A 22,458-nucleotide genomic window follows, 5' to 3' on the forward strand; every position below is an offset into this window, starting at 1 on the left:
GGCCCGCCCGCGATGCCCGGTGCCGGCGGACGGGTAGATCCTTGACGGAACGGGTGGCCGGTCGCGAGCACGAGCCGTCGCCGCCCGGCGAGAGGAGCGCATGACCACGATCGCCGCCGTCCGGGCCGTCCTGCCCGAGCACGCCTACCCGCAGGACCAGCTGACCGACGAGTTCGCGCGGCTGGTGCTGCCCGGCAACGCGCGCGCCCACGAGCTCACCGCGCGCTTCCATGCGAACTCGGGGGTGGTGACCCGCCATCTCGCCCTGCCGATGACGGAGTACCGCGAGCTCGCCGGCTTCACCGCGGCCAACGACGCGTTCCTGCGCGTCGCGGTCGAGCTCGGCAGCCGTGCCGTCGTCGAGGCGCTCGCCGACGCCGGCCTCGAACCCGCCGACGTCGACACCATCGTGTCGGTGACGACCACCGGCCTCGCGGTGCCGTCGCTCGACGCGCGCATCGCCGCCCGGATCGGGCTGCGTCCGGACGTGAAGCGGCTCCCGGTGGTCGGCCTGGGCTGCCTCGCCGGTGCCGCCGGGATCGGCCGGGTCCACGACCTCGTCCACGCGACGCCGGACGCGGTCGCCGTCCTGCTCTCCGTCGAGCTCTGCTCGCTGACCTTCCAACGTGACGACCGCAGCGCCGCCAACATGGTGGCCTCCGGCCTGTTCGCCGACGGTGCGGCCGCCGTGGTCGCCGTCGGCGACGAGCGCGCCCGCGACCTCCCGGCCGGCGGCCCCCGCCCGGTCGTCGTCGACTCGCTGAGTCACCTGTATCCGGGCACCGACCGGGCGATGGGCTTCGACGTCGGTGACACGGGGCTGCGCATCGTGCTCGGCGCCGAGGTGCCCGACCTCGTGCGCGGCTACCTCGCCGACGACGTCAAGGCGCTGCTCGACCGGCACGGCCTGACGATCGGCGACGTCGCCCGCTGGATCAGCCACCCCGGCGGGCCGAAGGTGATCGAGGCGATCGAGGCGGTGCTCGGTCTCGACCGCCACGAGCTGCAGCTGACGTGGGACTCGCTGGCCAACGTCGGCAACCTGTCCAGCGCGTCGGTGCTGCACGTGTTCGCCGACACGCTGGCGCGACGCCCCGCCGCGGCCGGTGACTGGGGCGTGCTGATGGCGATGGGGCCGGGGTTCGCCGCCGAGCTCGTGCTGCTGCGATGGTGAGTGCCGCCTGGTACACCGTGCTCGTCGCGCTGGTGGGCCTGGAACGACTGGCCGAGCTGGTCGTCGCCAAGCGCAACTTTGCGCTGAGCCTGCGCGCCGGCGGCCACGAGGCGTCGCCCGGGCACTACCCGGTGATGGTGATGCTGCACACCGGGTTGCTCGCCGGTTGCCTGGTCGAGGTGTGGACCGCGTCGCGCCCGTTCGTCCCGGTGCTCGGGTGGACGATGCTCGCGGTGGTCGTGGCCAGCCAGGCGCTGCGGTGGTGGTGCATCCGCACGCTCGGCTCGCAGTGGAACACGCGCATCGTCGTCGTGCCGGGCGCGCGACGGGTGACCGGCGGCCCCTACCGCCTCCTCGATCACCCGAACTACGTCGCGGTGGTGGCCGAGGGCCTGGCGCTCCCGCTCGTGCACTCGGTGTGGGTCACCGCGCTCGTCTTCACCGCGGCGAACGCCGTGCTGCTGAGCGTGCGCATCCGGGCGGAGAACGCCGCACTGCGCGCGGCCTACGTGTGAGCGCGGACGTCACGGCCGCCGCGGATGTCGTCGTGGTCGGCGCCCGGTGCGCCGGGGCGTCGCTGGCCGTCCACCTCGCGCGCGCCGGCGTGCGGGTACGGCTGCTGGACAAGGCGCGCTTCCCGAGCGACACCGCCTCGACCCACATCGTCCAGCCGAGGGGGACGGCGGCGCTCACGCGTCTCGGCGTCGCCGACCGGCTGCGGGCCGCCGGCGCCGCCGCGATCGAGCGGCTCGCCCTGCGCTACGACGACGTGCACCTCGAGGCGGAGTACGCCGACGCCCGCGCGCGGCCGGCACTGTCGACCGGCACGACGCCGGGTCTGTCGCTACGCCGGACGGCGCTCGACGCGATCCTGGTCGATGCCGCGCGCGACGCCGGGGCGCAGGTGTGCACCCGCACGGCGGTCACCGGATTGCTGCGCGACGGAACCGGCCGCGTGTGCGGCGTCCGCACGGCGACGGGTGACATCGCCGCGGGCGTGGTGGTGGGGGCCGACGGCCGCGACTCGACGGTGGCCCGGCTCGTCGGCGCGCGGCGGCACTCGGTCTACGCCGCACCTCGCCTCGCAGCCTGGGTGTATCTGCGTGGTGCCCGCGACGACGCCGGCCGGCTGCGCATCGGACGGATCGGTTCGTCGGCGCTGATCGCGGTGCCGGCCGAGGACGGCCTGCAGCTGGTGGGTGTCGTCCCGTCCGTACGAGAGCGTACGGAATTCCTCGCCGACCGTGACGACTGCTTCGAGCGCGAGCTGCGCCGCTGGCCCGAGCTGCACGAGCTCGTCGCCGGCGCCGAGCGGGTCGGGCCGATGCGGGTCGTGCCGGACTGGCAGGCGTACTTCCGCACGTCGGCCGGACCGGGCTGGGTGCTCTCCGGCGATGCCGGGCACTTCAAGGACCCGGCCGCGGCGCAGGGCATCACCGACGCGCTGCGCCAGGCCGAGTGGCTCGCGTCGTCACTCGCCGCGTCGCTGCCGCACGGCGCGCGGCACGTCGACGCCGCGACGCGGGACTTCGCGCGCCGCCGCGACGACGACTGCCGGGAGATGCACTGGTTCGCCCACGACATGGGCGCGGCCGGCCCCACCGGCCCGCTGCTGCGCGAGCTCGTGCGCGGTATCGCGCGCGACGACCCGATGCTCTTCGCGCGCGTGCTGAACCGCGATCTCGCCCCGAGCGAGGTGGTCACCGCCGGCCGGCTGGCACACGCCGCCGGGGCGGCGCTGCGCGGCGGACCCGGCATGCTCGTCCCGCTCGGGCGGGAGGTCGCGTCGGTCGGTCGCCGCCGGACGCACCGGGCGCTCGCGCGAGCGGCGCGCGGACGGGGTAGGAAGCCGGTATGACCCAGGTGACCGCGCGACGGTTGTGGCAGCTCCTCGAGCCGATCCACGCGGTCACCTATTTCTCGCCCGAACCGCTGGCCGCGCTGCGCTCGGCCGGCTACCGCGGCTTCTGGATGGGCTACTTCGCCGGGCGGGCCGCGCCGCTCGGCCCCATCGGCGCGGACGTCGTCGCGGCGCTGTTCTACAACTTCGACCCGGCCCGGGTCGCCCGCGCGCTGCCGGCGGCGTGGGACTTCGCCGCGCCCGCGGCCGCGCTCGCGGCACGTCAGGAGGGCTCGACGGCGGCGCTGGCGCGGCTGCTGAGCGCCGAGGCGCCGGACGCCGATCCCGCCGACCCGGTTGACTCCGCCGACCCGGTTGACTCCGCCGACCGGGTCGACCCCGTCGACCCGGCCGCCGTCACCCGGGTGGCCGACCTGGCCCTGGACGCCGCGGCGTCGGCCCCGCTCGCCGGCCGGGCGCTCTTCGCGGCGAACCACGCCCTGCCGGTGCCGAGCGACCCGGTCGCGCGCCTCTGGCACGCGGCCACCCTGCTGCGCGAGCACCGCGGCGACGGCCACGTCGCCGCCCTGCTCGCGTCGGGCGTGGGCGGTCGCGAGGCGCACGTGCTGCTCTCGCTGGGTGCGGGGACCCCGCGCGAGGTCTACCGCGCGGCACGCGACTTCGACGACGACGAGTGGGCGGCCTGCCGCGCGGCGCTCGCCCGCCGCGGACTCGTCGACGCCGACGGGCTCACCGAGCTCGGCCGGGTGATCCGCAACGACGTCGAGCGGCGCACCGACGAGCTGGCGGAGTCCGCCTTCGCGAGCCTCGGGGCCGACGGACGGGACGAGCTGGCGGCTGGGCTGCTGCCGATCACGCGGCGGGTCGTGGCGGCCGGTGAGATCCCGTTGGACTCGCCGATGGGCCTGGACCTGCGCGTCTCGGCCTGACCGCCGCGCGGCGCGTCCGGCGGGCGAATCCGCCCCTTCCCGGCATCTCAGCGGGTGTTCGCTTCGCAATCCGATGATGTCCGTCGTTCGACACGGGACCTAGGTCACTGTTGTGCGTCGGTCCTCGGCCGAGCCCCTTGTGCCTTTCACTGTGCGTCACGTAGGAAGTGCGCACCTAACCTCGTCTTTACACGAAGGGCCTGCCATGAAGTTGTCGGGATTTCCCGGGGGGCGTGACGCCGAGTCGCGTCGTCCCTGGGGCCTGCCGGGACGGCGTGCCGTCTCGCTGATCGGTGCGGCGAGCACCGTCCTCGCGGGGGCGGTGCTCGCGCAGGCGCCCAGCGCCGCGGCCGACTCGCCCTGCGCCGACGGTTCCACGCCGGCGCTGCTGTCCAGCGTCACCTGCAACGCGGCGGGCAACTACACGTTGACCGTCCCCGGTGGCACGACCGACGTCGACGTCGACGCCATCGGCGGTGGCGGCGGCGCGGGCTACCCGGCGCGGTCGCACATCGGCGGCAACGCCGCCGAGGTGACCGGCAACCTGACCCTGCCCGCGGGCACCGCGTACCTGTACGTGATCGTCGGCACCGGTGGCTCGGGCGACAACCACGGCAGCGGCATCGGCGGCGGCGCGTCGGCGGTCCTCGCCGAGGACTCCGGCCACAACCTGATCGCCAAGCTCGTCGTCGCGGGCGCCGGCGGCAGCGGCGCCTACAACGGCGACGGCGGCAACGCCGGCTCCGCCGGCACGTCGGAGAACACGTCGCTGTCCAACGCCGGCACGCCCGGAATCGGCGCGACCGGCGGCGCGGGCGGCACCGGCAACTACGCCGCCGGCAGCGCCGGCGGCACCAACAACCCCAGCGCCTTGACCGTGGCCGCGGGCGGCAACGGCGGCGGCGTCCCCGGCGGCGCCTACGGCGGCGGCGGTGGCGGCGGCTACGGCGGCGGCGGCGGCGGCGGTGGCGGCACCAGCGGCGTGCTCACCCGTAACGTCGCCGGCGGCGGTGGCGGGTCCTCGCTCGCCTCGGCCTACCTGGGCGCAGCGGCGATCTCGGTCAAGTCGGGCACCGGCGGCGTCCAGCTCCCCGGCCTCGTGGCCGGCGACGGCGCGACCGGCACGGTCACGCTGACCTTCAACGGCCTGGCCACCCCCGGCACGCCGACCGGCGTCACCGCGACCCCCGGGGACGGCAAGGCGTCGGTGTCGTTCACCGCGCCCGGTGACAACGGCAGCCCCATCACCTCCTACACCGTCACGGCCAGCCCGGGCGGCACCACCAAGACCTGCCCCGGCTCGCCCTGCGTGATCGGCGGCCTCACCGACGGCACGTCGTACACGTTCACCGTGCACGCGACCAACGCCAACGGCGACTCGGCGGAGTCGTCGGCCTCGAACGCGGTCACCCCGGCGATGGTGCCGGGCGCCCCGACCGGCGTCTCGGCGACCGCGGGCGACGCCCAGGCCTCGGTGTCGTTCACCGCGCCGGCCTCGAACGGCGGTGCCTCGATCACGTCGTACACGGTCACCAGCAGCCCCGGCGGCATCACCACCACCTGCCCCGGCAGCCCCTGCACCGTCGGCTACCTCGACAACGGCACGAGCTACACGTTCACCGTGCACGCCACCAACGGCATCGGCGACGGCCCGGAGTCCGCGGCGTCCGCCGCGGTCACGCCGGTCGGCGTGCCGAACGGGCCGGGCGACGTCACGCTCACCCCGGGCGACGAGCGCTTCACCGCCTCCTTCCCCGTTCCCGACGCCAACGGCGCGCCCATCACGGGCTACCAGGTGTCGCTCGACGGCGGTCAGACCTGGCAGACGCTCGACGCGACCTCGGCGAATGGCACGGTCACCGGCACGGTGACCGGCCTGATGAACGGCGTCACCTACTCGGTGCAGCTGCGCGCGGTCAACTACGCCGGCACCGGCTGGGCCTCCAAGGCGCAGGACGTCACCCCCGCCAGCAAGCCGGGCGCGCCCACCGGAGCGGTCGCCACCGCCGGTGACGGCCAGGCCTCGGTGAGCTTCACCGCCCCGTATTCCGACGGCGGTGCCGTCATCTCCTCCTACACCGTCACCGCGAGCCCGGGCGGCGCCTCGGCGACCTGCCCCGGCAGCCCGTGCACCGTCACCGGTCTCGACAACGGCACGACCTACACCTTCACCGTCCGCGCGACCAACGACATCGGCGACTCGCCCGAGTCAGCCGCGTCGGCGGCGGTGACCCCGGTCGGCCCGCCGAGCGTCCCGACCGACGTCACGTTCACGCCGGGCAACGAGCGCATCGACGTGTCGTTCCCGGTTCCCGGCGACGGCGGCTCGGCGATCGCGGGCTACCAGTACACGCTCGACGGCGGGCAGACCTGGAGCACCCTCAACGCCGCCGTCGCGAACGGCAAGGTCACCGGCACGGTGACCGAGCTGGTCAACGGCACCACGTACGCGGTGCGGGTGCGCGCGGTCAACGCCAACGGTCCGGGCGACGCGTCGGACGCGCAGTCGGTGACCCCGGCCACGGTGCCCCACGCCCCCACGGGTGTGACGGCGCAGCGCGGCGATCACAGCATCTCGGTGTCGTTCACTGTGCCGGACTCCAACGGCGGCGCGCCCGTCACGTCCTACCGGGTGACCACCTCGCCCGGCGGCAAGACCGCCGTCTGCGGCTCCACGCCGTGCGTCGTCGACGGGCTGACCAACGGCACGAGCTACACCGTCACCGTGGCGGCGACCAACGACGTCGGCACGTCCGTGGAGTCGGCGGCGAGCAACCCCGTCACGCCGGCATCCGTGCCCGACGTGCCGACCGACCTCGTCGTGCAGCCGGGCAACCAGCAGGCCGTCCTCACCTTCGGCAGGGCCGACAACAACGGGTCGCCAATCACCGGCTACGAGTACTCCCTCGGCAGCGAGGGGACCTGGCAGACGCTGACGACCACGGGCAGCGGCACGCTGACCGGCACCGTCACCGGCCTGACCAACGGCACGGAGTACAAGATCTCGGTCCGCGCCGTCAACGCCGTTGGCGCAGGGCTGCCGGCCAAGCCGGTCCGGGTCACCCCGGCCGCCGTGGCCGACGCGCCGAAGGACGTCCACGCCATGGGCGACGACGGCAAGGCGGTCGTGTACTTCACCGCGCCGGCGTCCGACGGCGGCTCGGCGATCACCTCGTACACGGCGACCGCGAGCCCCGGTGGCGCGTCGGTCACCTGCCCCGGCAGCCCGTGCACGGTGCCGGGCCTGAAGAACGGCACCGCGTACACCTTCACGGTGCACGCCACCAACAAGGCCGGCGACTCCCCGGAGTCGGCGGCGAGCCAGCCGATCACCCCGGCCGGTGCGCCGATCGCGCCGGCGAAGCCGACGCTGGAGAAGGCCACGGCGACGTCGGTCACCGTCTCCTTCCCGCCGGCGGACGACAACGGTCTGCAGATCCTGAAGTACCAGTACTCGACCGACGGCGGTGACACCTGGACGACCCTCGACACGCAGCAGCACGGCGACCGTCTCGTCGCCACCGTCACGGGTCTGCAGCCGGGCACCGGGTACAAGCTCGTCGTCCGCGCCCTGAACGAGATGGGCACGAGCGACCCGTCGCCGGCGGTGGCCGTGGCCACCACCCCGGCCGCCGTGACCGTCCCCGCCGCCAAGGCGGGTGTCTCCTCGGTGCTGGTCAGCTGGCCGCGCACCCAGGGCGACGACGCGACCACCGGCTACACGGTGTACGCGTCGCCGGGCAAGGCGACCTGCTCGACGTCGAGCCGCACGGACACCTCGTGTGTCATCGGCGCGACCGCGGGCGTCCGGTACCGCTACGTCGTGGTGGCGCACAGCGCCGGCGGCGACGCAGTTCCGTCCGCGGCGTCCGCCCCGGCCGTCGCCTCGGCGCCGAAGGTGCCCGCGGCCACGCCGGCCAAGGCGACCAAGCGGCTCACCACCCCGTCCGGCGCGCTGCACTCGGTGCGTCCGGGGCAGCGGGTCACGCTGGTCGGGACCGGGTTCCTGCCGCGCTCGTCGGTGACCCTCGTGGTCTACGGCAAGCACGGGACGGTCCTGCGCAAGGTCGTCACCGACGCCAAGGGTGCGTTCCGCGCCGCGGTCCGCTCGCCGAAGTCGGCCGACGTGCGTCGCGAGACGTTCGTCGCGCTGGGTGTGACGAACGCGGGCTCGACCAGGGCCATCCGCATGCCGGTCTCGGTCGCGCAGTCGACGGGATGGTTCACCGACCCGATGACCAAGGCGCAGCGTCGCCACCTGGCCACCGTGCCGGCCCACCCGAGCTCGGCTCGCGGCAAGGCGCGCATGACCAAGGCGTGGGAGCGCACGCACGGCGGCAAGCTCGCCGTGCCGGTCACCAAGGCCCGCGGTCACCAGCTGACCAAGGGGCAGGCCGTCCAGCTCACCGGGCTGTTCGCGTTCGACTCGGCGCGGCTGTCCGCGAAGGGTCGCCAGATGGTCCGCACGCTGGCCCACAGCCTGAAGTCCGCGCACGGCATCACCTGCGAGGGCTACGCGGACTACGCCGGTCCGGCGTCGCGTGCGCAGCGGCTGTCGGTGGACCGGGCCCGTGTGGTCTGCGCCGCGCTCCGGCACTACCACCCGGGTCTGCACGTGAAGACCGTCGGCTACGGCAACACCCGCCCGGTCGTCATCGGCGGCACCAGGGGCGAGCGCGCCGCGAACCGTCGCGTCGACGTCCTGGTCCCCAAGGGGTAACCCGCAAGACCGGTAACACCTGACACCGCGGGCCGGTGAGTCGCAGTCACGACTCACCGGCCCGCGGCCGTTCACGTAGTGGGCTGCTCGGGGGTCGGACGTTCCGGGGTCGCGGCGCCGTCACGGCGGCGCCGCGCCCGGCGACGCGCCTCGTCACCGACGATGCCGCCCACGCCGGCGGCAGCGCCGGCCCAGACGCCGCTCCACACGCCGCTGCCGTGGAAGCCCAGGACGAAGCGGAACAGCAGGCCGAACGCGACGGCGACCGCGACGGCGAGTGCCGCGCAGATCCAGGTGCCGCGCTCCTTCATCGCCGCCGCGTAGTCGCGGCGGGTCGGCCGCGTCGCCGGCCACGATCGTCGCCCGTCGCGGCGCCGCCACCCGTGTCGTCGGCCGTGTCGTCGGCCGTGTCGTGCCACGGCCGCAGACTAGTGCCAGACGCGGCCGTTCGTGGCGCCGGCTGCTCCGGTGAACGGCCGGAGGTCGGTCCGTGGAAGGTATTGCGATCGCCCGCTGGTGGGTGGAGCATCACCTGCGCTGCCAACCGAGGGGACACACAATGCACCGGAACGCACGCCACGCTCTCGCCCTCGTCGCCGCAGGACTGTGCGCCGGGGTCGCGACGGCGGTGCCGGCGGACGCCGCCGGCACCTTCTACTCGGTGTCGACCTCGTGGGGAACGGCAGGCTGGAATCCCACGACCAATCAGCTGCGCGTCACGGACCAGGCGTGCGACGGGTTCGCCGTGTACGCCCGATGGGACTGGGGCGGACGCTCGGACACGCCCGTCAAGCTGTGGGACCACAACTGCTACAAGACCGACGGGCCGATCACGGCCACGCTGCAGGTGCCCAGCGGGGTGAAGTCGATCAACATCCAGCTCTGCAAGTACTACAAGTCGAAGGCCGACCTCTGCCCGACGCAGGCCAGCGAGAGCGTGGTGACCTGAGCCCCGACGGCTCTGCGCGCAGCAGTTCCCGGCAGCGCACCCCACCGCGCGTGACGGCGGTGCTGGTGGCGGCGGCCCGACTGACCGGGACCGTGCCGGGAGTGGTCGCCGTCGGCCTCGCCGGCTCGTGGGCGCGCGGGACGGCCCGGCCCGACTCCGACGTCGACCTCGTCGCGCTGACCGACCGGCCCGAGCGGCTGCTCGGCACCCACGACTGGTTCGCCGCGTTCGGGCCGGGGGCGGAGCTGGTGCGCTCGGCCGACTTCGGCGCGATCCAGGAGCGTCGGCTGCGGCTGCCGGACGGGCTCGTGGTCGAGGTGGGGGTGGGATCGCCGTCGTGGGCGGCGACCGACCCGCTCGACGCCGGGACGGCGCGGGTAGTGCGCGACGGCTTCGTCGCGCTCGCCGACCCCGCCGGTCTGCTGGCCGCGCTCGTCGCCGCGGTGCGCTCGTCGTGACGCCCGCGGTCGACTAACGCGTCTCGACGAACGGCCAGACGGCGTCGATCAGCTCCTGCGGCGTCTCCAGCTGCGGCAGGTGCCCCGTGCGCTCGAGCAGCGTGAACTCCGCACCCGGGACGGCGGCGGCGTAGGCGCGGCCGAACTCAGGGTCGCCGATCCGGTCGGCCTCGCCCCAGACCACGAGCATCGGTGTCACCACGTCCGCGAGCCGCCCGGCGAGGGTCGGGTCGGTCATGCCCACGCCGCCGTACACGGCGATCGTCTGCCGGTTGCCGGCCATGCGGGCGAGCGCCTCCGGCGGGAGCGTGCTCGGGTCGAGACCGTAGGTCGCCGGGTCGTGGTAGCTGCGCTGCGCGAGCTCGGCGGGGGAGAGGGCGAAGAAGTCGGCGACCGGGTGCCCGGGCACCTCGATGCCCACCGCGTCCACCAGGACGTACCCGCTCACCCGCGGCGGCGCCAGCAGCGCGAGCTCGGCGGCGATCCAGCCGCCGATCGAGTTGCCGACGACCGTGACGTCGTCCAGGTCGAGCTCGTCGAGCAGGGCCGCGTAGACCGCCGCGAGGCCGGGGATCGAGTCGAGCGCGTCCGGCCGCGGCGTCCCGTCGAAGCCGGGGTGCACGGGGGTGATGACCCGGGCGGGCCGCAAGGCTGCGAGCCGGTCGGCCCACGGGGCGACGGTCCCCGGTCCGCCACCACCGTGCAGCAGCAGCACCGGGCGGCCCGCCCCGCGGTCGGTGACGGTGACCTCGACGGCGCCGATCGCCGCGACGTCGAGCGGGTGGGTGGAGCTGGAGGTCATGTGGACTCCTTCGTGTCGGATGAGCGGTGATGGGGAGGGAGTGGTCAGCGACGCGCGGCGGCCAGGACGCCGCACACCGCGAGCGTGGCGGTGCCGAGCACCACGAGCAGGACGACGACGCAGGCGTGCACGGCCCCGGTCGTGCCGACGGTGTGGGGCGAGAGCACGCCCCCGACGACGGCCGGGCCGAGCGCACCGCCGAGTTGCCGCACGACGCTGTTGGCGGTCCCGGCCATGCCGGCGAGGGAGGCGGGCACCGACTGCACCGCGACGGCCGTGCTGGTCGCGACGACGGTGCCGCAGCCGGCGCCCACGAGCGCGAGCCGCCAGGAGAGTCCGGCCATCCCGGCCAGCTCGCCGGCGTCGGTCGACAGCAGGGTGACGAGGCCGCCGACGGCGACGAGCAGACCGGCGACGAGGACCGGCCGGGATCCGTAGCGCGTCTGCACCAGGCCCGCGAGCACGCTGGCGATCGCGTTGCCGGCGAACAGGCAGCCCAGCCGGGCCGCGATGGCGAGGTCGCCGACGTGCGCCCCGGCGAGGACCAGGCTGACGGCGAACACGACGCCGATGACCGTGAACAGCGCGACCGTCGCGGCGATCGCGGCGGCGGTGAAACCCGGGAACGTGAACAGCGACGGTCGCAGGGTCGGTGCCTCGCTGCGCGACTCGACGACGAGGAACGCGACCAGGGCGACGACGCCGGCGGCCAGGGCGAAGAGTGCGGCCGGGTCGTGCCAACCCGCGGACCCGCCCCGGATCACCCCGAAGACGAGCACGACGATGCCGGCCGTGCCGAGCAGCCGGCCGAGGCGGTCGCGCGTGCCGGTGCGGTGACCGGCGACCTCCCGCGAGCACGCGGCGCCGACGGCGGCGACCAGCGCGGCGCAGCCGACTATCGGCGGGAACAACCACCGCCAGCCGGCGAGCTCGGTGATCGCCCCCGACAGGAACGGCCCCGCCCCGAGCCCCACCACGTTCGCGGCCGCCCACACGGCGATGGCCCGGGTCCGCGCCTGCGGGGACGGTGCGGTGGCCGCGACCAGCGCCAGGGTGGCCGACATGACCAGCCCGGCACCGAGCCCGGCGAGCCCCTGGCCGACCCAGAGCACGCGGATCCCCGCCACCCCCGACACCCCGCCGGCCACGAAGCCGACCGACGACCCCAACCCGGTGAGGGCGAGCCCGACGATCGTCACCCGGCGCCGGCCACGGCGCTCGGCGAGTGCGCCACCGGCGAGGACGGCCCCGGTCAGCGCGACCGTGAAGGCGTCCACGACCCACTGCAGGTCGCCGGTGCCGGCGCCGGCACCGCGGCCGATCGTCCCCAGGACGCCGTTGACCGCGGACAGCGGCAGGTAGCTCACGAGCATCGCCGCGGCCGCGAAGGCGACGGTGGCGCGGACCGAACGGTCGCGCGCCGCGGTGGCCGGGACGGCGGCGGGCGGCGCGGCGGCGGAGGACATGCCGACGACGCTATATCAGCAAACTTAGATAAGCAACCTTAGAAAGCTACGACGTGGCCTTGCCCAGCAGCTCGACGAGGGTTGCGCGCTCCGCGCGGGTGAGTCGGCCGACCGATTCGCTCAGCACGCCGTCGAAGACGCGGGAACCCGCCTCGCGCAGCCGTTCGCCCTCGGCGGTCAGCGTGTGTCGCACGGCGCGGCCCGGGCCGCCCACCCGCGCCAACAGGCCACGGTCGATCATGCGGCCGGCCAGCGCGCCCATCGACTGGTCGGTCTGGAAGGTCAGCGTGGCCAGTGCGTGCAGCGACGCGTCGGGATTGTCGTGCAGGTGCCGCAGGACGTCCCATTGCGGCAGGGACAGGCCCAGCTCGGCCAGTCGGGTGTTCGCCTCGCGGTGATGCCGCCACTGCAGGCGTTTGACCGCGAGTCCGACGTCCTGCAACGACACCGCCATCTGCTCCTCCGTCCGTAGGACTAAGCAAGCTTACTTCCGTGTGGACGCGGCGGGGTGACGTCAGCGGCGGGTGGTCACCGACCCGCGGGGCTGCTCGATCGGCGTGAGCAGCTTGCGCCGCGAGTGCCTGCCCTCGGCCACGGCGCGCACCGTGCGCTCGACCGCGTAGCTCACCAGCTCGTCGACCGGCCAGCGGAAGTTCGAGAGCGGGGGCGTCAGCAGTCGCGACACCGGGTCGTCGTCGTAGCCGAGGACCGACACGTCCTCGGGAATGCGCAGCCCCAGGTCGCGCGCCGCCGCGTACACGCCGTAGGCCATGGCGTCGGCGAGGCAGAACAGCGCGGTCGGCACCACCGGCCGGCTGAGCACGTCGCGGGCCACCGCGGTGGCGCCGTCGAGGTCGTAGGGCGTCATGTGCAGGTCGATCGCGAGACCCAGGTCGCCGGCGACCCGTCGGATCGCCCCCTCGGCCGGGGTGTCGGGGGTGTTGCGATCCGACGGCGTCAGCACGGCGACGTGCTCGTGCCCCGCCTCGGCCAGCCGGCCCAGCGCGGCCTGCACGCCGACGTCGTTGTCGAAGACGATCTCCACCGCGGTCGCCGCCCCGGGCAGCCCGTCGCCGATCGACACGAGCACCGTGCGACGGGCGATGTCGGGCCAGTGCGGAGCGTGCGGGTTCGCCCAGAGCACGATCAGCGCGTCGACCCGCTGGTCGACCAGCTGGTTCGCGAGCTCTTTCTCGAGCTCCGGGCTGTTGGACGCGTCGACGATGAGCGCGTGCCGGTCGTGCTCCAACAGGCCGCGGCCGAGGGCCGCCGCGACGTTCTGCTGCCAGATGTCGGACAGCGAGCCGCAGAGCACCCCCACGTACCCGGTGCGCCCGGACGCGAGCGCGCGGGCGATGGGGTCGACCTGGTAGCCGAGCCGGTCGGCGACCTCGCGCACCCGGGCCTGCGTCTCCGGCGGCACCTGCAGGCCGCGCAACGCGTAGGAGACGGCCGCGGTCGACAGCCCGCTCTCCTGGGCGACGTCACGCAGCGTGACCCGTTTCGCCCGCTCACGCATCGCACGATCGTAACGAGCCGGGAATCCGCCGGTAGTGGTCACGGGGTAGCTTAAACGCTACAGTGAAGCGGTTCACAAGACCGTGAGGAGATGAGAGGCATGACCACGTCCACGACGTACACCCGACTCGACAGCGGTGGCGGGGTGCCCGCCCATGCGGCGCGCGCGATCGCCGACGTCGCGGCGGGGAACGGGCTCGTGGACGTCCCGGTGCGCCGCCTCGACCAGGCCGAGCTGCTCGCGCTCGCCGCGTCGGTCGCGGCTCGCCCCGAGCAGTGGCGCGAGCACCTGCGCTTCCCCGGCACCGACGACCCCGCCGACGACACCGGCCGCCACTACGTCTGCCTGTCGCGTGACGAGCACGTCGACGTGTGGCTGCTCTGCTGGACGCCGGCCGACGACACCGGCTGGCACGACCACGACGTCTCGTCCGGCGCGGTCGCGGTGGCGCAGGGCCGGCTCGTCGAGCACAACCTGGGCGTCGGCCGCCCCGAGGTGCGCACCGAGGTGCCGGCCGGGCAGGTCTACAGCTTCGGCCCCGACCACATCCACCGGCTGAGCGGCCTCGACGACGCGAGCGTCAGCATCCACGTCTACTCGCCGCCGCTGCAGACGATGGGGCAGTACGTCGTCGACGACCACGGCGTCCTGCACCGCACGTCGGTCACGTACGCCGAGGAGCTGCGGGCGCTGGCGGAGGTTCCGGCATGAGCCAGGGTCCGGCCTACGAGTCCGAGGACGTCCTCGATCTCGTCGTCGTCGGCGGCGGGGTGATGGGGCTGTTCACCGCCTATCACGCGTCGGCCGCCTTCGACCGGGTCGTCGTGCTGGAACGCGGCACCGTCGGCGATCCGACCACGGCCTCGTACGGCCGGACCCGCTCCTACCGCAAGGACTACCTCGATCCGCTGTACGTCCGTCTCGCCGACGACGCGATGACGCTGTGGTCGCAGTTCGAGCGCGAGACCGGCACCGACGTCCTCGTCCGCTGCGGGTGCATGAACATCGCGTCCGCCGCCGTCACGCCCGACCTCGCCGACACCTACGCGCAGCGCAGCACCGACGTCATGGCGCGCCTCGGCGTCGCGCCCGACCTGCTGCGCGACGACGAGATCGCCGCGCGGTACCCCTACCTGCGCGCCGACCTCGCCCACCTCGACCCCGCCGCCGGGCTCGTGGACCTCGCCGCGGTCACCGGCGCGCTGACCCGCACGCTCGCCGCGCGCAAGGTCGCCGTCCACGAACGGGTGGAGACGACGGCCGTCGTACCCGACCTCGACCTCGTCCGCGTGCAGACCGACATCGGCGAGTTCACCGCGCGGTCCGTGGTGATCACCGCCGGTCACGGGACGAACGACGTCCTCGCCGCCGTTCCCGGGTGCGACCTGCAGGTGCCGCTGACGAAGGACCGGCCGAGCGAGGCCAAGTACTTCGTCCCGCCGGCCGGCGAACGGCACCGCTACACCGCCGACGCCATGCCGGTCATCGCCTACCTCGACACGGGCGTGTACGTGCACCCGATCGTCGACGGCGTGATCGACGCGGTGAAGGTCGGCTACTACAACCCGCCGGACATCCCGCGCGACCGCACCGGCGTCAGCGACATCGCCGACTTCGTCGCCAAGGTGATGCCCGGGCTGGCCGACGCTTCGGCGAGCGACGTCCGCGACGTCGACCAGTGCGACTACGACCTCGTCGCCGACGACGAATTCGTCCTGGGTGCCGTGCCCGGCGCGCCGCACGTGTACGTCGGCGTCGGCTGGCGCGGCACCGGGTACAAGTTCGCGCCGTGGGTGGGCCGCACCCTGTTCCAGCTCGCGCTGCAGGACGGCACCGTCTACGACATCGCGCGCTTCGACCCGAGCCGGTTCACCGATCCCACCGTCGCCGCCGCCGCCGACGGGCCCACCGCACCCGAGGAGGACGCGAGATGACCCGATCCCCCGCGAGCCGGCCGTCGGCCCGCACCTTCGAGCAGCGGCTCGCCGACGGCGTCATGGTGGGCGCCGAGGGCTACGTCTTCGAGCTGGAGCGTCGCGGCTACGTCAAGGCCGGCCCGTACGTCCCGGAGGTCATCCTCGACGCGCCGGACGCGCTGCGGCAGCTGCACCGCGAGTTCCTGCGCGCCGGTGCCGACGTGATGGTGGCGCTGACCTACTACGCACACCGCGAGAAGCTGCGCGACGTCGGCCGCGGCGACGACCTGGAGCCGATGAACCGGCAGGCCGTCCGCATCGCCAACGAGATCGCGGCCGAGGGCGGCGCGCTCGTCGCCGGCAACATCTGCAACACGTGGTGCTACGACCCGGCCAACCCGGCCGAGTCCGGCGCGATCGTGCGCGACCAGTACCGCGAGCAGCTCGGCTGGGCGGTCGAGGAGGGCGTCGACTTCGTCATCAGCGAGACCAACGACTTCCTCGGCGAGGCACTCGTCGGCCTCGAGGTCTGCCAGGAGCTCGGCCTGTCGGCCATGGTCACGCTCGCGAGCGTCCGACCGGACACCACCTACGACGGCTACGACTACGTGGAGGCGTGCCGCCGGCTGGCGGACGCGGGCGCCGCGGTCGTCGGGCTCAACTGCTCGCGCGGACCCGCCACCATGCTGCCGCTGCTCGAGCGGATCCGGGACTCGGTCGACGTCCCGGTCGCCGCGCAGCCGGTGCCCTACCGCACCGACGACGCGACCCCGGCCTTCGAGTCGCTCACGGGTGCCGACGGCGGCCGGCTGTTCCCCGTCCGGCTCGAGAGCGCCGGCCACACCCGCTTCGAGATGGCCGAGTTCGCCCGCGAGGCGCAGGCCATCGGCATCGACTACGTCGGCATCTGCTGCGGCGGCTCACCGCACCTCGTCCGCGCGATGGCCGAGGCCATGGGACGGGAGACACCGGCCAGCCGGTACTCGCCCGCGCTCGACCTGCACCCGGTCCTCGGCGAGGGGCACAACGACGTCATGGGCGACTGGAGCGCCACCGCCTCCTGACCCGCCCGATCGTGGACCCGACTGCTCGCTCCGGCGGCGTGTCGGTCCACGATCGGTGTGGCTAGTCTCGGCTGCCGCCGAAGATCCCGCCCAGGCTCGCCGGGCCGGTGTCGTCGCCACGCTTGGCGTTCTTCGCCAGCGCGCCGGCCAGGGCCCCGAGGGTCATCGACTGCAGGATCACCTGGCCGTTGCCCGACAGCGTCGCGAGGTTGAAGCCCTCGCCGCCGAACATCGCGTTCATGACGCCCTGCCGGTTCAGTGCGCCGACCCGCTCGATGCCGTAGGAGATGTTGTGGTCCCACGCGACCACGCAGCCGGTGTCGACCTTGAGCCGGCCGCCGTAGTCGGCCGGGTTGATCTCGATGAAGTTGCCCGCCCCGGCGATGATCAGGCTGCCGCGTCCGGTGAACTTCTCGAGCACGAACCCCTCGCCGCCGGAGAATCCCTGTCGCAGCCCCGAGAACGCGACGTCGAAGTTCACCCCGGCCTCCGCGGCCACGAAGGCGTCCTTCTCGGCGAACCACGTCGTCGCGCCGTCGAGCTCCAGGACCCGCATCTCGCCGGGGAGGACCCCGGCCAGTGCGAGCAGCCCGTCGCCGCCGGTCGAGTGGAAGTGGCAGAACGCGAACGACTCGCCGGCGAGCATCCGCTTGCCGGCATCCATCGCCCCGCGCAGCAGACCGCCGAGACCGCCCGCGCCGCCGGCGGGACCACCGGCCGGGCCACCGCCCGGCTGACCACCTCCGCTGGGCTGGCTGAGCTTGGTCTCCATGACGACGTCGGCGGAGCTGAACAGGAACTTGCCGGCCTCGCTGTAGACGACCTGCCCCGGGCGGAGCGAGACGATCGCCATCTGCATCGCGTTGCCGGAGATCGAGATGTCGAGCATGGCTACAGCATGGTGCATCCGCGCGGCCGTCGTCGCGGCGCGGGTTCAGTCGAGGACGACCCAGCCGTGGCCCGGGACGGTCCAGCCGCCGTCGGCCCGCTCGGCGGTCCCCGCCGCCGGCGCGCCGTCGTGCTCGACGCGCAGCGGCTCGTCGGCGAGGTTCAGCGCCACGACCAGCACGCCGTCGTCCGGGCCGCCGGTCAACCGCAGCACCAGGGTCTCGTTGGTCAGGGAGACGGGCTCGCTGCGAGCCCGGTGCAGCCACGGGTGACGGCGTCGCAGGCCGATCATTTCCTGGTGCACCCGCAGGACGTCGGGGTCGCCGCCGAGCTCGGGCACCGCCTCGGGGGAGTCGGGGAACGCGGGACGGATCGCGTCGTCGCCGCCGGCCCGCTCCTCCTTCACCGCCTGCAGGCCGAGCTCGTCGCCGTAGTAGACCGCCGGCGTGCCGCCGAGCGTCAGCAGCAGCACCGCGGCGTGGGGCCGGTGCCGCGCATCCGCTATCCGGCTGGCGATGCGGGTGACGTCGTGGTTGCCGACGAACGTCCACGGCACGAAGGTGTCGAGGAAGCCGTCGTGTCGGCGCAGGGTCCAGTCGAGCTCGAAGAAGTTGCGCTCGGAGAGTGAGCTCCAGACCGCCTTCCACAACTCGTACTGCGTGACCGCGTCGACCCCCGAACGTCGGACGTAGTCGGCGTAGTCGCCGTGCAGCATCTCGCCGACGACGTAGACGTCCGGGTGCGCCGCCCGCACCCGGGGCAGCACGGCGGCCCAGAACTCGGCCGGCACGGCGTAGGCGGCGTCGAGGCGCCAGGCGTCCGCGCCGCGGTCAAGCCAGTGCGTCATCACGGTGGCGACGTGGTCGGCGACGTCCGGGTTGTCGTGGTCGAGGGCGAGCAGGGCGCCGTGCCCCTCGAAGGTGCGCGGCCGGCCGTCCCGACTCCGCCGCAGCCAGTCGTCGTGACCGAAGCCGGCCGCGACGTGGTTGAAGACGCCGTCGAGCATGAGGCGGATGCCCCGGTCGTGCGCCGCGGTCACCAGTCGGTCGAACGCCGCGTCGTCGCCGAGGCGCGGGTCGAGGTCGAAGTGGTCGACGGTGTCGTAGCCGTGGGTGGCGGAGTCGAAGACCGGGCCCAGCGCGAGACCGTTCACCCCGAGGGTCACGGCGTGATCGAGCCAGCGGGTCAGTCGGTCGAGCCGCGGGGCGGGGGTGCGGTCCCGGCCGGTGGTGTCGGCGCCGACGAGGCCGAGCGGGTAGACGTGCCACCAGATCGCGTGCTCGACCCAGCCCGGCTCGCGCGCGCCGGGGGTGGTGTCGGCGTCACCGGCCGCGTCGTTGCTCACCGTCGTCAATCTAGTGACACCGCGACGGCCGGGAGCGGGGGCCGTGGACGCCGCGTGCGGTCAGCGGGCCGCCTGCTGGCAGGCGCGGCTGCCGTGGCAGTGCACCAGCGCATGCAGGGTGCGCGGCAACGCCGACGGCACGCCCTCTTTCGCCTGGTTGTGCAGCTCGGCCGGGTCCTTCGTGGTGTCGTAGTACTCCCGCTGGCCGTTCGCGTACTCGACGTACAGCGCGTCGGCCGTGCGCACCGCCTCGTAGCTGGGCGGATTCGCATGCTTGGCGTTCTGCCGGTCCGGGTCGTCGGCGCCGTCGTTCGGGCCGTGGTGCTCCACGAGCACCGCCTGCTGCCAGTCGGCCGGATGCCCGCCGTGCCACAGCGGTGACAGGTCGGTGCCGTCGACACCGGAACCGACGGTGCTGTGGGTCAGCGACTCGAACGTCGGGGCGAGATCGATGTTGGATGCGAGCTGATCGCTCGAGTGACCCGCCGGCACCTTCGGTCCCGTCACCACCAGCGGCACGTGGACGTCGGTGTCGAACGCGGTCTGCTTGCCGGCGAGCAGCCGGTACTCGCCCATGTGGTAGCCGTTGTCGGAGCTGAACACGACGTAGGTGTTCTTCGCGACGCCCTTGGCCCGCAGCGCCGACTGCAGGTTGCCGATCATGTCGTCGACGCTCTGGACCGCCGCGACCCGCTTGCGGTAGGCCGCGGCGAGGTTGTCCTGCTGCGCGGTCGTGAGAGCGGGGCGTCCCGCGAGCCACGACGGCGGGTCGGTGGGCTTCGCGTCGTAGGCGGGCGTCTTCGGGTACGTCACGCCCTTGGCCGACCCGACGTCGCGGGGTGCCGGCGTGTACGGGGCGTGGGGCGCGAACGTCGCGATCTCGAGCGCGAAGGGCTTCGTCGCGGACGTGATGAACGCGCTGCCCTTCTTCGACACCACGTCGGTCAGGTAGTCCTGCGGCTGCGTGCCGTAGTGGTGGACGGTGCCGTTCTGGTTCAGGTCGTAGTTGAACTCCGGGTAGCCGTTGCCGGCGACGTCCCACTCGTCCCAGCCGGGCGGGACCGGGTCGGTGGGCTGGTAGCCGTTGAGGTACTTGCCCATGAAGCCGGTGCGGTACCCGTTCTTGTGCAGTGCGACCGCGAACGCCTTCGCCTGGTCGCCGTTGGCGTTGTACGCGCCGTACCCGCCGTCGTTCCCGGTGTTGGTGAAGACGCCGTCGTCGTGGGGGTACTGCCCGGTGAAGATCGCCGAGCGGACGGACAGCACAGCGAGTCGACCGTGTAGTAGCGGTTCAGGGTGGTGCCGGTGCGCTGCATCGCCGTCACGTGCGGCATGTGGGCGAGCAGGTTCATGGACAGGTCGTCGGTGAGGACGAAGACGATGTTCGGCCGCGTCGGGTCGTCGGCGCCGGCGTCGGCCCGCCCCGAGGTGGTCGAGCTGCAGGAGGTCAGCGCCAGCCCGGCGACGAGGGCGGCCGCGGCGGCGATCCGGGTGCGTCTCATGACCGTCGAGGCTGGCCGTCGTCCGTCTGCGCCGGGTGCGGGGAACGTCAGGGTTGTGTACGGGACCCGTGCGGTTCGCGCAGCGGGGAACGGGTCCGGGCCGGAACTGCAATCCAGGGGTTGCGCTTCGGTGGGCTGAAATGCAACCCTGTGGTTGCGATCAACCGCTGCCGACACGAGGAGACACCAATGACCGCGACCACCTCCGGACTCGACCCGCTCGATCGCATCGAGAAGAGCATCGACATCGACGCGCCCGCCTCGACGGTCTTCGCGCTCGTCAGCCGGCCGGGCTGGTGGATCAACAACGGCGAGGTGGACGCCGAAGCGGACCTGCGACGGGACGGTGACGTGTGGGTCGTCACCCATCCCGAGCACGGCGAGTTCCGGTTCGAGACGATCGAGTCGACGCCGCCGTCCTACGTGGCCCATCGCTGGCATCACCGCCTGCCCGACGACGGCGTGGACCGCGCGACGCTGGTCGAGTTCCGTATCGAGGACCGTCCCGGCGGCGGGGTCCGGCTGAGTGTCGTGGAGAGCGGATTCTCGTTGCTGCACAAGCCCCGCGAGCAGTGGTTGGCCGACCGGGCGGACAACGACCGCGGCTGGGACACCGAGCTCGCGGCCGCGCGTGACTTCGTGACGGCCCCGTGACCGTCGCCGCCGGGTCATCCGCCGTGGTCTTCGCGGCATTGAGCGACGACACCCGCTGGGCCATCCTCACCCGCCTCGGACGGGAGCCGGCCTCCGCGTCCGCCCTGGCCCGAGAGCTCCCGGTGAGCCGGCAGGCCATCGTCAAACACCTCGATGTCCTGGCCGCCGCGGGGCTCGCGGAGTCCGAGCCCCGCGGTCGCGAGGTCGTCCACCGTGCCCTCGGCGCGCGGCTGAACGAGGTCGCGCACGACCTCGAGGCCATCGCCCGCGGCTGGGAGCGTCAGCTCGCCCGCGTCAAACAGCTCGCGGAACGAACGGCGAAGGAGCAGTCGTGACCGTCGCCGCACCCGGACCGGGCCGGTCGCCCGACTCGCCGCCGCAGGGGTGACGTGGGCGGTGCCCGCTGGTCGGGCAGCGAGCTCTGCTCCGGCACGTGACGCGACGCCCGCGTTACGATTCCGGCCGCGTGGTCGCGCCGGCCGTGGGCCGAGCGAGGCCGGGCGGGAGGGAATGACATGACGACGGCACTCGACGATCCCGCTCCGGCGACCGGTGGCCGCCCGGCGCGGCGCACCCGGCGGTGGTGGTACGTCGGCGCCGCGGCCGTGCTGGCGGTGACGGCGGTCGTGGTCACGCTCGTCGTCGCACTGCGCGACGACGACCTGCACGTGTTCGGCGACGGCGGCGGCGGAGGTACCGGGGTGAACCGGTTCCTGCCCGGCAGGACGATCTTCTTCAACACCGAGCTAGGGCTCGACGAGGTCGACGAACCCATCGTGCTCGACGCGGTCGAGCCGGTGACCGCGTTCGACTCGGCGCGATCGACACTACGGATCGTGGTGTGCGAACCGCGCGGCGAGTTCTCGACGCTGGGCGCGGGATATTCCGCCGACGTGCGGGCCGAGTGCCGAACCGTGACCGCGCTCGTGCCGGGTCGTACCGAGATCGACGCGCGGAGCGCGATCATGCTGGCGATGACGCCCCGCCGGGAGGGCGTCACCACCGTTGAGGGGTTCCGGGTCCGCTACCACCGCGGTGACCGCTCCGGCGACGAGCGGGCGGGAGCGCACATCGAGCTGCGCACGCGGGGAGTGCCGAGCCTGCCCGGCGACTAGGTGTCGTGACCCAAGACGTTGTTGACGGCGTGCCTGCTTGAACGTGGGAGGACCTCCTGGCGGAGTGGATGTGTCTGGCATTCACCCGCAGGAGGT

The 22,458-nt window shown here is 73.6% G+C and carries 21 protein-coding genes; 13 read left to right on the plus strand and 8 right to left on the minus strand.

The features are described 5' to 3' along the window. Positions 1-37: 37 nt before the first annotated feature. The 5 genes from BUE29_RS16525 to BUE29_RS22555 all read left to right on the plus strand — a co-directional run bounded on the left by BUE29_RS16525 (position 38) and on the right by BUE29_RS22555 (position 8,684). Positions 38-1,174, plus strand: a complete 1,137-nt coding sequence (locus BUE29_RS16525) for a type III polyketide synthase (protein WP_268766589.1) — start codon at positions 38-40, stop codon at positions 1,172-1,174. Beyond that, positions 1,168-1,689 carry an isoprenylcysteine carboxyl methyltransferase family protein gene (locus BUE29_RS16530; protein WP_073391514.1) on the plus strand — a complete coding sequence of 174 codons (522 nt, stop codon included), beginning with the start codon at positions 1,168-1,170 and terminating at the stop codon, positions 1,687-1,689. The genes BUE29_RS16525 and BUE29_RS16530 overlap by 7 nt, the downstream gene beginning before the upstream one ends. Beyond that, positions 1,686-3,032: an NAD(P)/FAD-dependent oxidoreductase gene (locus BUE29_RS16535; protein WP_073391515.1), complete on the plus strand. Its 1,347-nt coding sequence runs from the start codon at positions 1,686-1,688 to the stop codon at positions 3,030-3,032. The genes BUE29_RS16530 and BUE29_RS16535 overlap by 4 nt, the downstream gene beginning before the upstream one ends. After that, positions 3,029-3,964 (plus strand): SCO6745 family protein, encoded by a 936-nt coding sequence (locus tag BUE29_RS16540; protein ID WP_073391516.1) that lies wholly within the window; start codon positions 3,029-3,031, stop codon positions 3,962-3,964. The genes BUE29_RS16535 and BUE29_RS16540 overlap by 4 nt, the downstream gene beginning before the upstream one ends. A 205-nt stretch (positions 3,965-4,169) precedes the next feature. Continuing rightward, positions 4,170-8,684 carry a fibronectin type III domain-containing protein gene (locus tag BUE29_RS22555; protein ID WP_073391517.1) on the plus strand — a complete coding sequence of 1,505 codons (4,515 nt, stop codon included), beginning with the start codon at positions 4,170-4,172 and terminating at the stop codon, positions 8,682-8,684. 71 nt (positions 8,685-8,755) lie between these two features. Here the strand turns inward: BUE29_RS22555 and BUE29_RS16550 are convergent, their stop codons facing one another. Continuing rightward, complete coding sequence (locus BUE29_RS16550; protein ID WP_073391518.1) at positions 8,756-8,995, minus strand: hypothetical protein; 240 nt, start codon at positions 8,993-8,995, stop codon at positions 8,756-8,758. A gap of 248 nt (positions 8,996-9,243) precedes the next feature. On the opposite strand from BUE29_RS16550, the gene BUE29_RS22885 reads away from it, so the two are divergent. Together BUE29_RS22885 and BUE29_RS22890 are read left to right on the plus strand one after the other, a co-directional pair. Continuing rightward, positions 9,244-9,633, plus strand: a complete 390-nt coding sequence (locus BUE29_RS22885) for a hypothetical protein (RefSeq protein ID WP_073391519.1) — start codon at positions 9,244-9,246, stop codon at positions 9,631-9,633. 50 nt (positions 9,634-9,683) lie between these two features. Beyond that, the gene (locus tag BUE29_RS22890) at positions 9,684-10,091 is read left to right on the plus strand and encodes a nucleotidyltransferase domain-containing protein (protein WP_200800259.1); all 408 of its coding nucleotides are present in this window, start codon (positions 9,684-9,686) and stop codon (positions 10,089-10,091) included. Positions 10,092-10,104: 13 nt separating this feature from the next. Here BUE29_RS22890 and BUE29_RS16565 read toward each other — a convergent pair whose 3' ends face one another. The 4 genes from BUE29_RS16565 to BUE29_RS16580 are packed head-to-tail and all read right to left on the minus strand — an operon-like array spanning position 10,105 to position 13,878. After that, positions 10,105-10,893 (minus strand): alpha/beta fold hydrolase, encoded by a 789-nt coding sequence (locus tag BUE29_RS16565; protein WP_073391521.1) that lies wholly within the window; start codon positions 10,891-10,893, stop codon positions 10,105-10,107. A 44-nt stretch (positions 10,894-10,937) separates the two neighbouring features. Further along, on the minus strand, positions 10,938-12,359 hold the full coding sequence (locus BUE29_RS16570; protein WP_073391522.1) for an MFS transporter: 1,422 nt from the start codon (positions 12,357-12,359) through the stop codon (positions 10,938-10,940). Positions 12,360-12,405: 46 nt separating this feature from the next. Next, positions 12,406-12,813 carry a MarR family winged helix-turn-helix transcriptional regulator gene (locus tag BUE29_RS16575; protein WP_073391523.1) on the minus strand — a complete coding sequence of 136 codons (408 nt, stop codon included), beginning with the start codon at positions 12,811-12,813 and terminating at the stop codon, positions 12,406-12,408. 60 nt (positions 12,814-12,873) lie between these two features. Next, positions 12,874-13,878, minus strand: coding sequence for a LacI family DNA-binding transcriptional regulator (locus BUE29_RS16580; protein ID WP_073391524.1), 1,005 nt, complete (start codon positions 13,876-13,878; stop codon positions 12,874-12,876). Between the two features lie 99 nt (positions 13,879-13,977). Between BUE29_RS16580 and BUE29_RS16585 the strand changes: the two genes are divergently transcribed. From BUE29_RS16585 to BUE29_RS16595, 3 genes are read left to right on the plus strand one after another with little or no spacing between them, the layout of a single operon-like run. Then, the gene (locus BUE29_RS16585) at positions 13,978-14,589 is read left to right on the plus strand and encodes a cysteine dioxygenase (protein WP_073391525.1); all 612 of its coding nucleotides are present in this window, start codon (positions 13,978-13,980) and stop codon (positions 14,587-14,589) included. Next, on the plus strand, positions 14,586-15,812 hold the full coding sequence (locus tag BUE29_RS16590; RefSeq protein ID WP_073391526.1) for an NAD(P)/FAD-dependent oxidoreductase: 1,227 nt from the start codon (positions 14,586-14,588) through the stop codon (positions 15,810-15,812). Before BUE29_RS16585 ends, BUE29_RS16590 begins: the two co-directional genes overlap by 4 nt. Further along, complete coding sequence (locus BUE29_RS16595; protein ID WP_073391527.1) at positions 15,809-16,858, plus strand: homocysteine S-methyltransferase family protein; 1,050 nt, start codon at positions 15,809-15,811, stop codon at positions 16,856-16,858. Before BUE29_RS16590 ends, BUE29_RS16595 begins: the two co-directional genes overlap by 4 nt. A 61-nt stretch (positions 16,859-16,919) precedes the next feature. Here the strand turns inward: BUE29_RS16595 and BUE29_RS16600 are convergent, their stop codons facing one another. Genes BUE29_RS16600 through BUE29_RS16610 form a run of 3 tightly spaced genes read right to left on the minus strand, consistent with a single transcriptional unit; the run spans position 16,920 to position 20,357 of the window. Further along, positions 16,920-17,747, minus strand: a complete 828-nt coding sequence (locus BUE29_RS16600; protein ID WP_073391528.1) for an AIM24 family protein — start codon at positions 17,745-17,747, stop codon at positions 16,920-16,922. A gap of 45 nt (positions 17,748-17,792) precedes the next feature. Then, positions 17,793-19,091 carry an alpha-amylase family glycosyl hydrolase gene (locus BUE29_RS16605; protein WP_073391529.1) on the minus strand — a complete coding sequence of 433 codons (1,299 nt, stop codon included), beginning with the start codon at positions 19,089-19,091 and terminating at the stop codon, positions 17,793-17,795. Between the two features lie 60 nt (positions 19,092-19,151). Then, positions 19,152-20,357, minus strand: a complete 1,206-nt coding sequence (locus BUE29_RS16610) for a sulfatase family protein (RefSeq protein WP_200800260.1) — start codon at positions 20,355-20,357, stop codon at positions 19,152-19,154. A gap of 425 nt (positions 20,358-20,782) precedes the next feature. Here BUE29_RS16610 and BUE29_RS16615 point away from each other — a divergent pair, with 425 nt between their 5' ends. From BUE29_RS16615 to BUE29_RS16625, 3 genes are all read left to right on the plus strand, one after another. After that, entirely contained in the window at positions 20,783-21,247 is a 465-nt protein-coding gene (locus BUE29_RS16615; protein ID WP_073391530.1) for an SRPBCC domain-containing protein, read from the plus strand. Further along, a complete protein-coding gene (locus BUE29_RS16620; protein WP_073391531.1) occupies positions 21,244-21,582 on the plus strand; it encodes an ArsR/SmtB family transcription factor in 339 nt (112 codons plus the stop codon). The genes BUE29_RS16615 and BUE29_RS16620 overlap by 4 nt, the downstream gene beginning before the upstream one ends. A 180-nt stretch (positions 21,583-21,762) precedes the next feature. After that, positions 21,763-22,362 carry a hypothetical protein gene (locus BUE29_RS16625; RefSeq protein ID WP_073391532.1) on the plus strand — a complete coding sequence of 200 codons (600 nt, stop codon included), beginning with the start codon at positions 21,763-21,765 and terminating at the stop codon, positions 22,360-22,362. Positions 22,363-22,458 lie beyond the last annotated feature (96 nt).

This window comes from Jatrophihabitans endophyticus, assembly GCF_900129455.1.
GTDB lineage: Bacteria > Actinomycetota > Actinomycetes > Mycobacteriales > Jatrophihabitantaceae > Jatrophihabitans > Jatrophihabitans endophyticus.